Below are 13,287 nucleotides of genomic sequence, written 5' to 3' on the forward strand. Positions count from 1 at the left end.
CGCGGCCTCCGCCGTGACAGGGCGGCGCGCTAACCAACTGCGCTACGGGGCCAGGCTGCTCCACTGCGTGAAGCGTCGTGACTCTAACTTACGGCCTGCGGTCACTCCCAATCGCGGGACCCGGACCTTCCACGGGACTCCCTACAGGAGGATCGGCACCCCCAACGGGATTCGAACCCGTGCTACCGCCGTGAAAGGGCGGGGTCATCGGTGACCCGCCCGCTAGACGATGGGGGCCGGACCTCCTACAGGAGGATCGGCACCCCCAACGGGATTCGAACCCGTGCTACCGCCGTGAAAGGGCGGGGTCCTGGGCCGCTAGACGATGGGGGCCGGACAGCAGGCCCCAGGATAGAGGCGGGACGACGACCCGGCCAAAGCCGACCGGCCGACCGGGAGGCCCACGGTTCGGAACCGACCGCGCTGCTCCTGTAGGGTTTCCACTCGCTCGGGCAGGTAGCTCAGTTGGTACGAGCGTCCGCCTGAAAAGTGGAAGGTCGGCGGTTCGACCCCGCCCCTGCCCACGAGCATCGACGCCCCCGCCGGAAACGGCGGGGGCGTCCTCGTACCGATGGTCTCGCCCCGGTCGGGGGCGCCGGGGAGCGGACTGGGCTAGATTCCTGCGCATGTCGAGGCAGGCGCTGCTGGTTCCCGTCATCGTGGCTGCGCTGGCCGTCGCCGCACCCGTGTCCGCCACGCCCGCGTCACCCGCGCCACCCGCGCCGACCGCGGCGACCGCGGCGCCCGCGGCCGTCGCCACCGTGATCGGCTCCACGGCCGGGGTCCCGGCCGACTGCGCCGAGCAGATGGCTGTCGCTCCGAGCACCATCCACTCCGGCGGCCCCTCCTACACGGTGCCCCACGACGGCGTGATCACGTCCGTCACCCACCAGGCGAACTCCGTTGCCGGTGGCCACATCCGGGTGCTGGTGCTTGCCGGCACCCCCGCGGTCTCGGTGCCCACGACCATCGCCGGGCGGTCGCCCTCCCTCGCGGTCGTCCCGAACACTCTCAACACCTTCGCGGTCCGGATCCCGGTCCTCGCCGGCCAGGTGCTCGGCATCCACGTCGACGTCACCGGACTCGCCTGTGGCGTGATCGGGGTGGCAGGCGACGAGGTCAGCTACCAGGAGCCGTTCGCCGCCGACACGGCCAGCGCCTACACCCCGGCGGACACGGACGCGCCCTATCTCGTCAACCTCGCGGCCACGGTCGAGCCGGACACGGACGTGGACGGCTTCGGCGATGTCACCCAGGACGGGTGCCCCCTCGGTGCCGGCACGCAGGACGCCGCGACGTGCAAGCGGCCGAACACCAAGATCACCAAGGCCCCCGCGGCGGTCTCCGCCTCGCGCATCGTCGCCATCGCGTTCAAGTCCACGGTCCGGCGCTCGACGTTCCAGTGCCAGGTGGACGACAAGCCCTACAAGACGTGCTCCTCGGCGTTCACCAAGCGGTTCTCCCTCGGGAAGCACACGGTCCGGATCCGGGCGACCAGCCGGGTGGGCGTCCCCGAGAAGAAGCCGGCCAAGGTCACCTTCCGCATCACCAAGCCCGATCGCTAGGTCTCCTTCCGCCGGGACCAGGCCAGCAGCACCAGCGCCACGGCGAACAGGCCGGCCGGCACCGCGACGTCGATGCGGCGCGTCGACGTCTCCGGATCCGGCTCCGCGGTCGTGGTCGTGGCCACCTCGTCCCGGGGAGCGCTGCCCGCTGAGACCGATCCGGACGGACCCCCCGTCGGCGTCCCGACCGAGAACCGGACCTCACCGGTGAGCGGGTGGCCGTCCTCGGCGACGACGCGGTAGGCGATGGCGTAGGTGCCCGTGAGGTCGGCGCCGGCCAGCATCTGGGTGACGAGGGCACCCCGCACCTCGGGTTCCCCCTCCGTCACCGCGGCGCCGTCGGGTGCTCGCACGATGACGTACGCCGGCTGCGCCAGGTCCTCGGTGAACTCGAGCGAGACCCGGTCCGGCAACGCGTCCAGCACGTCGCCGTCCTCGGGCGTGGAGGCCAACAGCGTCGCGTGCGCGGCCGCGGGCGACGGGATCGACACCAGGGCCAGCAGCACTCCCAGGGTGACCAGGACCCCGCCGGCGAGCCCGGCGGCGACCCTCACGACCGCGCCTCGGCGGCTGGCGGAGCGGCGCCGAGGAGCCGCTGCCCGACGAACTCCCCCTCCGCCGCACCGGGCGGGACGGCGTAGACGGCGCTCCCGATCGTGGTGACCCACGTGTTGAGCCGGTCGAGCTCGGCCAGCCGGCGCTGGACCGGCACGAACTGGCGACCCACGTCGGCCGCGTAGGCGATGAAGACCAGCCCCGAGTCCTCGCCCGAGGGCCGGGCCGGGTCCGGCACCGCGTAGTTGTAGCCGCGGCGCAGGAACCGCTCCGCCGGGTCGTCGCTGCGCGCCCGGGCGACGTGGCTCGCCGGGTCGATCACGGGGAACCCGAGCCGGTCGGTCGCCTCGAAGTCCGGCTCGTCGTGCTCGCGCGTCCCCGTCAGGGGAGCCCCGTTGTCGAGACGACGGCCGACCACCGCCTCGCGCCCCGCGCGGTCCACCTTGTCCCAGGCCTCCATCCGCGCCCGGATCCGGCGGACCACCATGACCGTGCCGCCCGCGAGCGGCTCGGACGCACGCCAGACGAGCTGGTCGAAGTCCGGGTCGGCCTGGTCGGGGTTCACGGTGCCGTCCACCTGGCCGAGGACGTTCCGCATGGTGGTGCCGTCGGGCTCGGCCCCCCGCGCCCGGCGGAACCCGTGCTGGACCCACCGGAGCCTCGCCAGGCCGACGCAGTCCTTCAGGACCATCCGGCGCGCGTGGGCGACGGTGAGCGGGTCGTCGGCGCAGATCTGCACGGCCACGTCGGTCTGTCCCCAGGCGGGGTCCAGCCGGTCGGTCCCGAAGTCGGGCAGCGCGTCGAAGGCACCTCCGGCGTCGGGCACGAGGTCGGTCATCAGCCTCGGCCCGAACCCGAACGTCATGGTCAGCCGCGCGGGCCTGGCGGCGAGCTCGGGCTCGGTGTCCGCCAGTGCCGGAAGACCCCGGGACAGCCGGGCCGCGTCGTCGCTGAGCAGCCGCATCAGCCGCTCGAGGACGCCTCGGTCCGCCTGGTGCAGGTCGAGCCCCAGCAGCGAGAGGTGCGCCTGGGGTGGGGTCGCGACGCCGGACTGGCGCGGACCGTGGAAGGGCACCGTCTGGTTGCCGAGCTCGGGTTCCGACGCGATGGCGGCAGCGGGGGCGCCCGCGTCCGTCGTACCCGGCGCTCCGGCTGCCCCGACGGCCCCGACGGACCGAGACCCGTCGAGCGCCACGGCGGCCGACCAGCCGGTGCCGGCGCCGCCGAGAGCGGCGGCGCCGGTGCGCAGGACCGCTCGGCGGCCCCATCGTGGATTCACGGCCATCACTCGGACCCGGAGTCCATGTCCATGCCGTCGCCCTGGTACTCCTCGTCCGCGCCCGAGAAGCTCTTGACGGTCGCCTCGACCTCCAGGGTGCTGCCGTCCCCGAGCGTGAGCGTGACCGTGAGGACCTCGCCGGGCGTCGCGGGCCTGGTGAGGCCCATGATCATCAGGTGGTCGCCGCCGGGCGCCAGCTCGTGCTCGCCGCCGGCCGGCACCACGAACCCGCCCTCCTTGGGCTGCATCGCCATGCTGCCGTCGGCGTTCTCCACGGTCTCGTGGAGCTCCATCGTGGACGCGATGTCGCCGCTGGCCGAGGTGACGACCACGTCGGTGTCCCCGGTGTTGACGAGGGTCCCGAACGCGGCGGTCATGCCGCTGTCGGCGGCCTTCACCCACGGGTCGGTCACGGTGAGCGACGCGGCGGCGTCGAGCGTTCCGGACGAGGCGGGGGAAGGGCCTGAGGAGCTGGAGGAGCCTGAGGAGCTGGAGGAGCCGGTGGAGCCGGAGGTGTCGTCCCCGCAGGCGGTGAGCCCGCCGGCGAGCGCGCCGACGACGGCCAACGAGGCGAGGGACGAGCCGAGGCTGCGAGTGGTCAGGTGAGCGGTCATGAACGTGTCCTTCTGTCTGCCTGGGGCGCGCGTCGCCGCAGCGCCCCGAACGAATGAGTAGGACCCGCGCGGCACCGGTCGTCAGACGACCGCGGCGCGGGTGGTACGTCGTCGACCAGGCACGGAGGGCCTGGTCAGGCGGGCAGCGGGGGACCTCGGCGAGGGTGCGGGCCGATGAGCCGGAACAGGGCGGCGGCCGTGGCGTCGTGTCGGACGGGCACCCACAGGGAGGCCCGAGGGGCCACGCTCGCGGCGGGCACCGTCAGCACCTCGGCGAGGCGGCGGCCGAGCAGCGCCACGAGGTCCCACAGCAGGCGCTCGCCATGAGCGAGCCAGAGCGCCACCAGCGCGGCCGCCGTGAGGTGGGCGGCCATCATCGGCGCGTGGGCGGAGAGGTCCTCGACGAGGTGGACCAGGGGCGACGGCGCTCCCGTGCCGACCGGGAGCTGGTCCACGACCGACTGGCCCGACTGGCCCGACTGGCCCGACTGGTAGGCGTCGTGCAGGGACCCGACCCGCTGCCCGTCCACCGTCGGCAGCGAGGCCGTCGGAGGAGCAGCCCCGGGCCCTGGTGACGGCGTCCCGTGGGTCGTCCCGCGGTGACCGGCGGTCAGGGTCAGGGCGACGTGGACCACGGCCTGGCCGGCCACCACGTGCCCGAGCATCGCCCGGCGCGTGATCCGGCGACCGACGACGGGAAGCGACGAGAGGACGGCGACGGCGCCCAGGAACGTGACCCCGGTCGCCCCCGGGAGCAGGCCGTCGGAGCTGACGTGGCCGGCGACACCGAGGAAGATCGTCACCGCGCCGAGCGCGACGGCGCGCGCCCACAGCACGCCCGCGGCCATCCGCCCCTCCACGACCCAGGAGTCTGGCACGGGCACGGACCTGGCCAGCGAACCGGCCACCCGGTCAGCCGACCCCCGCCTGGAACGCCGAGGTGCGGACCTCGCGGGTGTCCGCCCCGCGCAGCACGACCAGGGCCAGCCCCCCGGCGAGGACGCAGCTGACCGCGGCGCCCAGGAACGTCGTGTGCAGCTGGGTGAGGGCGGCGTCCTGGAGGAGCCGGCTGAACTCCGCGCAGCGGCTGTCCCCCGCCCCGCACACCTCCATCGGCTCGGGCAGGTCCGACTGCGCGGCGTAGTAGCGGTGCAGGCCGATCGTGGTCAGCACGCTGATCCCGACCAGCTTGCCCACCGTCCGGGAGACGATCAGCAGCGCGCTGACCAGGCCGTGGACCGACGACCGCGTGGCCGCCAGCAGGGCCGCGTTGACGGGAGCCATCGCCAGCCCGACCCCGAGTCCCGCGGCGACGAGCGGCACCGTGGCCCACGTGTGCTCGAGCGCCTCGAACGGCCAGCGCGACATCCACACGAAGCCACCCGCGGAGACGACCATGCCGAGCGCGGTCACGACCCCGGCGTCCAGGTGCCGGGTGAGCCAACCGCCGAGGAAGGCCCCGACGGGCAGTCCGACGAGGAACCTGAGCAGCACCAGGGCGGCCATCAGCTGCGAGTCGTTGTAGACGGTCAGCCGCGCGAAGATCGGGATGTCGACCAGGGCCGCGATCACCGCCACCCCCACGAAGAAGCTCACCGCGAGCGCGCCCCAGGCCTGCCGGGCCGCGACTGCGCCGTTCGGCACCAGCGGGCGGGCCACCCGGCGGTTGCGTCGCCAGAAGAGCACGGCGGCGACACAGCTCAGCGCGAGCAGCCAGGCACCCGACGGCCCGACCAGGTCCGCCTCCGGGTCGGCGGACGCGAAGGCCACGATGACGCCGGCCAGGGCCACCGCGAGCAGCAGCGAGCCGACCAGGTCGACCTGGGCCAGCGTCCGGCTCCAGCCGCGCAGGTCGAGCAGCGGCTCGCGGGCGACCAGGCACCGGAGGACCAGGAGCCCGAGGCAGGCCGTCGCGGCCAGTGCCACCGGCGAGAGCCAGCGTCCTTCTCCGACGAGCGGGAGCAGCACCGGCCCCCAGGTGACGTCCTCGAGCACCCGCGCGGGCTGGAGCATCACCAGCACCGCGCCGGCGAGCGCGGTCACTGCCAGCAGCGCGCCCACGGCGTCGAGCCGCCGCCGTGCCGGCCGCTCGTCGGCGTACGTGGCACGGCGCATCCGGATGACGGCCGCGAGCACCAGGGCGACCGCGAGGTTGATCCAGAAGATCGTCCGCCAGCCCGCGAAGGCGAGCACCACCGCGCCGTACACGGGCCCGGCCACGTTGCCCAGCTCCTGGACGGCGCCGACCACGCCCAGCGGCAGGCCGCGACGGCGCGGCGGGTACAGGTCCGCGACCAGCGCCAGCGTCGCGGGCAGCAGCCCGCCGGCCCCCACCCCTTGGACGAGCCTGCCCACCACCACGCTGGGCAGGTCGTACGCCGCCGCGGTGATGACCGACCCGAGGCCGAAGACGACCAGGGAGCCCACGAGCACCGGCAGCCGCCCGCGGACGTCGGCGATCCGGCCGATGAGCGGGAGGATGGCGATGTATCCCAGGAGGAAGCCGGAGATGATGGGTGCCGCCTGCTGGAGGTCCTCGGCCGACAGGCCGGCCGAGCCCATCATGTCGGGCAGGGCCAGGACGACGACGTAGTTGTCGGCCGCGGCGAACCCCACGGCGACCGCCGCGAGGCCCAGCAGCAGCCGCCCCCCACGGTCGACGGTCGGGGTGCCTGTGGACGGCGCGCCGTCCGCCCCGGTCATGGTGCCTCGATGTCCTTGGTGGTCCCGTAGTCGTCGAGCGCGACCGTGTACTCGACCTCACCCTTGTCGCCGTAGAAGGGCCCGGAGATGACGACCGATCGCAGCCGTCCGGCGTCGTCGATGCGGAAGACGACCGGGAAGTCGGCGTCCGCGTCGGCACTCGGGATCGAGGCGTCGACCACCTGACCGCTCAACGTGCCGGTGTAGGTGCTCAGGACCGTGTCGCCCTGACGGACCTGGTCGCCGCTCTCGACCTCCGTCGCCTCTGTCAGCCAGGCCGCGATCCCCGTCCCGGACGCCATCAGCTGGGCGGGGTCTGGCGCGCCGTAGTCGGCGGGGTTGACCTCGGCGAACGAGGCGGTGAAGGGGAGCTGGGCGTAGACCGTGCCGTCGACCGAGATGACGGGGACGTCGACGTCCAGGCCGTTCAGGCTGACCGTCAGCTCACCCTCGAAGGCCGGTGCTCGGGTCGCGACCCCTGTCGCCTCCAGCACACCGTCCACCTCGGACGGCAGCTCCTCGGTGGTCAGCGACAGCGAGACCCCGCTGGTCGTGACCAGGGCGTCCCTGGCCGCGGGCAGGACCTTGCCGGGCGGGCCCTGCACCGGGTCGTCGTCGGAGCACCCGCTCAGGGACATCCCCGCGGCGAGCAGGACACCGACGAGGGCGGACACGCGCCTCGCGGAGCCCGCGTCGTCGCTGGGCATGGCCATGCCAGCAGCGTCTCCCCGGCGCCAGGGGTACAGGAAGGGTCGGAAGTCACACCTGGCCCGGCGCCCCGGATGGGTACCGCAGACCTCGCCACCGTCCCCGCTCCGCAGGAGGTTGTTGCCCGTGCTCCCACGCTGGAGGAGCGGACCTGTCGAGATCGTCCTCGTCCGCCACGGGCACAGTGCGGGGAACGCCGCCGACGACGCCGCCCGCGAGGCGGGCTCCGAGGTGCTCGACCTCGCCGACCGGGACGCCGACGTGGACCTGTCCGACTCCGGCCGGGAGCAGGCCGAGGGGCTCGCAGCCTGGCTGGAGGGCCTCGACGACGATGCTCGGCCCACGCGCGCCGTGACCAGCCCCTACCGGCGTGCCGCCGAGACCGCCGTCGTGGCCCTCGAGCCGCTCGCCCTCGAGCCGGACGTCGACGAGCGGCTCCGCGAGCGTGACCTGGGCATCCTCGACGGCCTGACCGGCGCCGGGATCCGGAGCCGGCACCCCGACGAGGCGGCCCGGCGCAAGAAGCTGGGGAAGTTCTACTACCAGCCCCCGAGCGGCGAGAGCTGGGCCGACGTCGTGCTGCGGGTCCGCAGCCTCCTCACCGACGTCCGTGAGGACTGCGACGGGGAGCGGGTCTGGCTGTTCACCCACCAGGCCGTGATCATGGGGTTCCGCTACGTGCTGGAGTCGCTGTCCGAGGAGGAGATCCTCGAGATCGACCGCACCGTCACCATCCCCAACGCCTCGGTGACCCGCTACCGCCGGTCGGGAGACCGGCTGGAGCTGACCGAGTTCGCCGGCACCGACCACCTCGAGGAGTCGTCGGCCGACGTCACCGAGCAGCCCGAGCAGGAGGCAGCCCGTGGCCGCTGACCCGGAGGTCGTGACGCTGGCGACCCTGCGGGACTGGACGCTGCCCGAGCCGGGCCAGGGGAAGGACGCCCGCGGCCGGGTCCTCGTCGCCGGCGGCAGCCGGTCCTCGTCGGGCGCCGTGCGACTGGCCGGCGAGGCCGCTCTGCGCGCCGGCGCCGGCAAGCTGCGCATCGCGACGGTGGAGTCGGCGACTGCGGTCCTCGGACTGGTCCTGCCCGAGTGTGCGACCGTCCCGCTCGCCGCCACCGCTGACGGACACGTCGACCCCGAGGCGGCACCGCTGCTCGTCGACGAGTGCGCCGGGGTCGACGCCCTCCTCCTGGGTCCGGGCCTGACCGGACGGGACCAGGCCGTCCGCCTGGTGGGGGACGTCCTCGCGGCGATCCGCACGCCGGTGGTCATCGACGCGCTCGCGTCGGCGTTCCTCACGGCCGTGCCCGACGGCGCCCGCCACCTCGAGGGCCAGGCGGTGCTCACGGTCAACACCACCGAGCTCGCGAAGACCGACGGCTGCTCCGAGGACGCGGCCCGGGACGAGGGGCTGGCGGCGGTGGCCGCCCGGGTCGCGGCGCGCTGCGGCGTCGTCGTGCTCCACGGCGGGACCGAGAAGCACGTCGTGACCCCCGACGGGGACGCGTGGGTCGTCCGCGGCGGCGGTCCCGGGCTCGGCGTCTCCGGATCCGGTGACGTCCAGGCCGGCCTCGTGACGGGGCTGCTCGCCCGCGGGGCGGAGCCGGCCCAGGCTGCCGTGTGGGGTGCCTTCCTGCACGCCCAGGCCGGGGAGCGGCTCAGCGGACGGGTCGGCCAGGTCGGCTTCCTGGCCTCCGAGCTCCCCGGCGAGGTGCCCTACGTGCTCGACCTGGTGCGCTGAGCGAGACCCTCAGATCCCGGTCAGATTAGGTCAGATCTCGGTACGGCGCTCGCTGACCGTGTGGCTGCCGTCGCCGTGCTGCGTCGTCTCGACGCTGCGCACGCCCCGGGCGCGGTTGGCCGTGACCGCAGTCAGCACCAGGGCGAGCAGGCCGACGGCGGCGAGGATCCAGCCCACCATCGTGAGGTCGACACCGCTGACCGAGTCGGTGACCGCCAAGGCCAGCACGAGGCCGACCGCCAGCAGGAATGCTCCAAGGCCATAGCCCATGACGTGCTCCTTCTCTCGGGGGTGCAGCCCGACGCAGGCTCCCCACGAGGGCAGCACCTGACCTCCCGGTACCCGAAACCGCTCAGATCAGGTCCTTGCGGAGGTGGACGTCGTCGACCCCCGCCCCGTTGTCGACGAAGGTGCGCCGGGCCCCGGCGTCGTGGGCGTAGACGCGGAGCAGCACGTCGCGCACCCCGAGCTCGTGCACGTGGCGCCGCAGCGCGCCGAGGAACGACCGGGTCAGGCCCTGGCCCCGGTACCGCGGGAACAGGTCGATGGTGTTGCCGTGGAAGTCGACGGCGCCCTCGTCATCGGTCACCAGGGTCGCCCAGGCGCGGCCGACCGGTTCGCCGTCGACCAGCCCCATCATCAGCAGCTCGCCCTCGGGCGAGGGCTCCTCCGCCAACCGGGCCACCCGGTCGGCCAGCTCGCTGAGGTCGGCACCCGCGCCGGCCAGCACGCCGGCGCGCTCCATCCCCTCACGCAGGAACCCCATCGCCTCGGACGCGAACTCGCGCCGTTCAACCGGCGTCATCGCCCGCACCGACACCCGCCGGTCCTCCTGGAGCTCCGGCGCGGAGCCGGGGTCCAGGCGCTTGGACACGGTGGTCATCGTGGCCTGGTAGCCGGCCTCGCGGAAGGCGCCGGCCAGGTCGGGCGGGACCGAGGTGACCAGGACCTGCACCCCGCGCCGCCGGACGCGCTCCTCCACCGCCGCGAGCACTGCTCCCCAGTCGCTGTGGGCGGCGCGGGGAAGGGTCGTGTGCAGCCGGCGCACCAAGGCCCGGCGCCGGCCGCCCTGCTCGTCGTACGTCAGCAGCGCGCCGCCCACCTCCACGCCGTCCAGCACGAGGACCACCGCCTCGTACCCGTCACCGTCGACCGGTTCGGGGAGCGGCACCGCGGTCGTCGTCGAGACGGCCCGCCACTGCTCCAGCCGCTCGTCCGGCATCGGCAGCACCTGCGCGGTCACCATGGACGGAGCCTCAGTCCAGCTTCAGCTTCTTCGACTTCGAGCCCTGGACCCGGTCGCTGGGGAGCAGCTTCACGACGTAGGTCGTGACGGCGTCGCCGTTGGCGTCGCCCACCTTGAGGACGGTGTCGCCCTTCTTGTTCAGCTTCTTGGCCTTGATGGACTTCAGCTTGCCGCCGACGACCCGGAAGAACTTGACCCTCTCGCCCAGCACCGAGTCCGGCCCCTTGACGACCAGCTTGTCCTTGGCGCCGGCGCTGGAGCCCTTGAGCTTGACCTTGGCCTTGCCCTTCTGGGAGCCGAAGGTCGTGGCCAGGCTCGCGGTCTCGGCGGGGTTGCCGCCCAGGCTCACGCCCGCGCCGGCCGCAGCCAGCGTCGACAGGCCGAGCTTGCCGCCGGTCTCGGCGCCCTGCGGCTTCTCGGCCGGGTCGTCGACCACGTACGCGACCACCCCGAGCGGGTCGGTGCTCGAGGTGAGCGAGAGCACGCGGGCGGCGCCGTCGGCGAGAGCCGCGTCCGCGGTCGTGCCGGGCACCAGCTCGATCCCCCGGGTGTACGCCGCCGCGACCCGGCGGTTCGACAGCGGGGTGCCGGCCACGCTCAGCGTGCCGGTCACGGCGACCTGGCCGCCGGGCGCCGCTTCGGCGTTCGCCGGTGTCATGGCAAGGCCCGCGTCGCCGGCCGTGAAGGTGACGCTCTGGTCGCTCTCCGACGGCAGGTGGTAGTCCAGGGTGTAGGAGCCGTCCGGTCCCTGCGGGGCGAACGGGATGAGCGCGCGGCCCTGCGCGTCGGACGTCGCGGTCTGGTACCCCGCCGGCGGGGTGGAACCGGTCGGGTACAACCGGTACTCGACGTCGGCTCCGGCCACCGGGAGCCGGAAGTCGTCGCTGACCTGGAGGACGATGTCGCCGGCGGCGTACTCGTCGTCGTCGAACACCCGTCCGTCCCGGAGCTCCGGGTCCGCACTGCTGGCCGTGGCTGTGTAGACCTGGGTCGTGCTGGTGACGTCCGTCCCCGCTTCGTAGGCGTCGGCATCGGTCGTGTTGACGTAGTAGTCGCTCACCGAGCCGCCGGTCGCCGAGTCGACGACTCTGCCGTCGCCGTCCGTGTAGCCGACGAGCGACCCGTCGCTCATGCGCCGGACCTCGGCGCCCGCGATCGACCCCGCGGGCCCGGAGTCGAAGACCTCGATGACGACCCTGCTCGGCTGCCCGGCCGGGACGTCCTGCGCGTTGGCGGAGATGCTCCCGACGGTCTGAGCAGCGAGCTGGGTGACGTTGACGTCGTCGGTGTCGAGCTCGACCGCCAGGGCGATGACGTCGCCGTCCGCGGCACCGAACGCGGTGATGTCGAGGTCGGCGGAGTAGGCCCCGCCGCCAGGGATGGAGGTGCCTGGGCTCACCTTGAGCTCGGTGGGCCGGACGGCGGCGTCCACCCTGCCCCGGAGCGACTGGCTGGCCGGGTCCCACCACGCGACCTGGGCCGTGCCACCGGTCGCGGAGGTGAGGCCCTGGACGGCGGCCCGCGTGGCGGTCCGTCCACTGTCGGCGTAGGGCTGCTGGAAGAAGCCGACGGTGCTGGGCGCGAACGCGGCCCGTCCAGCGGTGACCGCCTCGGTCCCCCACTCCGCACGGGCGATCGCGACCCCGTGCTGGGTGGAGTAGGTCGTGCCGCCCGCCGCGCTGGCCACGGCGCGCACGGCGACCTGTCGCCCCGTCAGTGCCGGGTCGGGTGTCCAGCCGAGGGTTGCGAGCTCCCCCACCATGCTGGGTGCGCCGGCGATCGCGGTCCACCCGGACGAGGAGTCGCCCGCGGTCGGGTCCAGGTTGTACTCGAACGCGATGGCCGCCGCGGGGTCGAGCCGCTGTGCGACCAGCGCGACCGAGCTGTCGTACCCGTCGTAGCGGGCCGACGCGCCGTTCCCCTCGTTGAAGAGGCTGACGAAGACCACCCCCGGGCCCGCAGCGCTGGCGGTGCCCGCCGGAAGAATCGTGGCGACCCCGGTCACGGCGAGGGCACTGATGGCACTGAGGGCGAGTCCCCGGGACAGCTCGAGTCGTGGCACCCAGCGACCCTAGGTCGGTTCTTCCGACCTGTCTTTCACCTGTTCGGGCTATCTCGACTAGCCCGCTCCACTAGCCCGCGACCCGGTCCCGGGGCAGGTCGAGCCGCGGTACCCCGCCGAGCCGGCGCACGTGGTGGACGTGCTGCTGGTACGTCGCCAGCACGCTCCAGAGCGCCTGGTGCGCCGCCCACGGCAGCGGCTCCGCGCCGTCGTACCAGCTGTCCCCGAACGCGATCCAGACCGGCTCCCACCCGGCGGCGTCGTCCCAGGCGCCACGCCGGCCCTCGATCATCCGGCGGCGGATCTGGAAGGCCTGGCGCGGGCCGTCGATGCAGACCGGGGCGGTGGCGACCGGCCACAACCAGAGGTCCCGGGCCATCAGGTCCAGCTCGAGCTCACGCTGCACGACGGGGTCGACCAGGACGGTCGCCACGTTCTGGTGCGGCTCGCGCTGCATGCCGGAAAGATCACCCGTCAACGCGCTGGCGTCAAGAGCCCGGTCCGCCGGGTACCGGTTCCGCATGCGCAGCCTCATCGGACTCCTGGTCCTCGCCTGGCTGGTCATCGGCATCGTCGCCGCGGGCCAGCGCGGCTACTACGGTGACGGGCGCGACGTCAGCTGCAAGACGTTCGGCGACACCGCCCTGACGATCGTGGCCGGCCCGCTCAACTACGCCGGGGTGAACCCCAAGGTCGAGTGCGAGATCCCCGAGCCCTCCCGGTGAGCCGGTGGAGGGGTCTCAGCACGTCTCCTCCGATCGGATGACCCAGAGGGTCCAGACCACCCTGGGGTGGCCGGCTGGACGGACGG

14 protein-coding genes and 3 tRNA genes are annotated in these 13,287 nt (G+C 73.7%); 5 read left to right on the plus strand and 12 right to left on the minus strand.

All coding sequences use genetic code 11. The features are described 5' to 3' along the window. Window positions 1-156: 156 nt before the first annotated feature. Window positions 157-237: transfer RNA gene (locus JHD21_RS15035), tRNA-Glu, on the minus strand. 23 nt (window positions 238-260) lie between these two features. After that, window positions 261-333, minus strand: a tRNA-Glu gene (locus JHD21_RS15040). Between the two features lie 117 nt (window positions 334-450). Here JHD21_RS15040 and JHD21_RS15045 point away from each other — a divergent pair. After that, window positions 451-524: transfer RNA gene (locus JHD21_RS15045), tRNA-Phe, on the plus strand. A 102-nt stretch (window positions 525-626) separates the two neighbouring features. Next, window positions 627-1,565, plus strand: a complete 939-nt coding sequence (locus tag JHD21_RS15050) for a hypothetical protein (RefSeq protein WP_292676850.1) — start codon at window positions 627-629, stop codon at window positions 1,563-1,565. Here the strand turns inward: JHD21_RS15050 and JHD21_RS15055 are convergent. From JHD21_RS15055 to JHD21_RS15080, 6 genes are all read right to left on the minus strand, one after another. Next, the gene (locus tag JHD21_RS15055; protein WP_292676851.1) at window positions 1,562-2,119 is read right to left on the minus strand and encodes a copper resistance CopC family protein; all 558 of its coding nucleotides are present in this window, start codon (window positions 2,117-2,119) and stop codon (window positions 1,562-1,564) included. The genes JHD21_RS15050 and JHD21_RS15055 overlap by 4 nt on opposite strands. Further along, the gene (locus tag JHD21_RS15060) at window positions 2,116-3,405 is read right to left on the minus strand and encodes a Dyp-type peroxidase (protein WP_292676853.1); all 1,290 of its coding nucleotides are present in this window, start codon (window positions 3,403-3,405) and stop codon (window positions 2,116-2,118) included. The genes JHD21_RS15055 and JHD21_RS15060 overlap by 4 nt, the downstream gene beginning before the upstream one ends. After that, on the minus strand, window positions 3,405-4,013 hold the full coding sequence (locus tag JHD21_RS15065) for a copper chaperone PCu(A)C (RefSeq protein ID WP_292676855.1): 609 nt from the start codon (window positions 4,011-4,013) through the stop codon (window positions 3,405-3,407). Before JHD21_RS15065 ends, JHD21_RS15060 begins: the two co-directional genes overlap by 1 nt. A gap of 134 nt (window positions 4,014-4,147) precedes the next feature. Continuing rightward, on the minus strand, window positions 4,148-4,891 hold the full coding sequence (locus tag JHD21_RS15070; protein WP_292676858.1) for a hypothetical protein: 744 nt from the start codon (window positions 4,889-4,891) through the stop codon (window positions 4,148-4,150). A gap of 34 nt (window positions 4,892-4,925) precedes the next feature. Further along, window positions 4,926-6,716, minus strand: a complete 1,791-nt coding sequence (locus JHD21_RS15075) for an MFS transporter (RefSeq protein ID WP_292676859.1) — start codon at window positions 6,714-6,716, stop codon at window positions 4,926-4,928. After that, window positions 6,713-7,429, minus strand: coding sequence for an LppX_LprAFG lipoprotein (locus JHD21_RS15080; protein WP_292676861.1), 717 nt, complete (start codon window positions 7,427-7,429; stop codon window positions 6,713-6,715). Before JHD21_RS15080 ends, JHD21_RS15075 begins: the two co-directional genes overlap by 4 nt. 121 nt (window positions 7,430-7,550) lie before the next feature. Between JHD21_RS15080 and JHD21_RS15085 the strand changes: the two genes are divergently transcribed. Together JHD21_RS15085 and JHD21_RS15090 are read left to right on the plus strand one after the other, a co-directional pair. Further along, the gene (locus JHD21_RS15085) at window positions 7,551-8,297 is read left to right on the plus strand and encodes a histidine phosphatase family protein (RefSeq protein ID WP_292676863.1); all 747 of its coding nucleotides are present in this window, start codon (window positions 7,551-7,553) and stop codon (window positions 8,295-8,297) included. Then, window positions 8,287-9,168: an NAD(P)H-hydrate dehydratase gene (locus JHD21_RS15090; protein WP_292676865.1), complete on the plus strand. Its 882-nt coding sequence runs from the start codon at window positions 8,287-8,289 to the stop codon at window positions 9,166-9,168. The genes JHD21_RS15085 and JHD21_RS15090 overlap by 11 nt, the downstream gene beginning before the upstream one ends. A 30-nt stretch (window positions 9,169-9,198) precedes the next feature. Here JHD21_RS15090 and JHD21_RS15095 read toward each other — a convergent pair whose 3' ends face one another. The 4 genes from JHD21_RS15095 to JHD21_RS15110 all read right to left on the minus strand — a co-directional run bounded on the left by JHD21_RS15095 (window position 9,199) and on the right by JHD21_RS15110 (window position 12,933). Continuing rightward, window positions 9,199-9,438, minus strand: a complete 240-nt coding sequence (locus JHD21_RS15095; RefSeq protein ID WP_292676867.1) for a DUF6458 family protein — start codon at window positions 9,436-9,438, stop codon at window positions 9,199-9,201. A gap of 82 nt (window positions 9,439-9,520) precedes the next feature. Continuing rightward, window positions 9,521-10,414, minus strand: coding sequence for a hypothetical protein (locus JHD21_RS15100; protein ID WP_292676869.1), 894 nt, complete (start codon window positions 10,412-10,414; stop codon window positions 9,521-9,523). 10 nt (window positions 10,415-10,424) lie between these two features. Then, the gene (locus JHD21_RS15105) at window positions 10,425-12,476 is read right to left on the minus strand and encodes a hypothetical protein (protein ID WP_292676871.1); all 2,052 of its coding nucleotides are present in this window, start codon (window positions 12,474-12,476) and stop codon (window positions 10,425-10,427) included. A 70-nt stretch (window positions 12,477-12,546) separates the two neighbouring features. After that, complete coding sequence (locus JHD21_RS15110) at window positions 12,547-12,933, minus strand: hypothetical protein (protein ID WP_292676873.1); 387 nt, start codon at window positions 12,931-12,933, stop codon at window positions 12,547-12,549. 64 nt (window positions 12,934-12,997) lie between these two features. Here JHD21_RS15110 and JHD21_RS15115 point away from each other — a divergent pair, with 64 nt between their 5' ends. Further along, window positions 12,998-13,201 (plus strand): hypothetical protein, encoded by a 204-nt coding sequence (locus JHD21_RS15115; RefSeq protein ID WP_292676875.1) that lies wholly within the window; start codon window positions 12,998-13,000, stop codon window positions 13,199-13,201. Window positions 13,202-13,287 lie beyond the last annotated feature (86 nt).

It is taken from the genome of Nocardioides sp. (genome assembly GCF_016462705.1).
In the GTDB taxonomy this organism is placed as follows: Bacteria; Actinomycetota; Actinomycetes; order Propionibacteriales; family Nocardioidaceae; genus Nocardioides.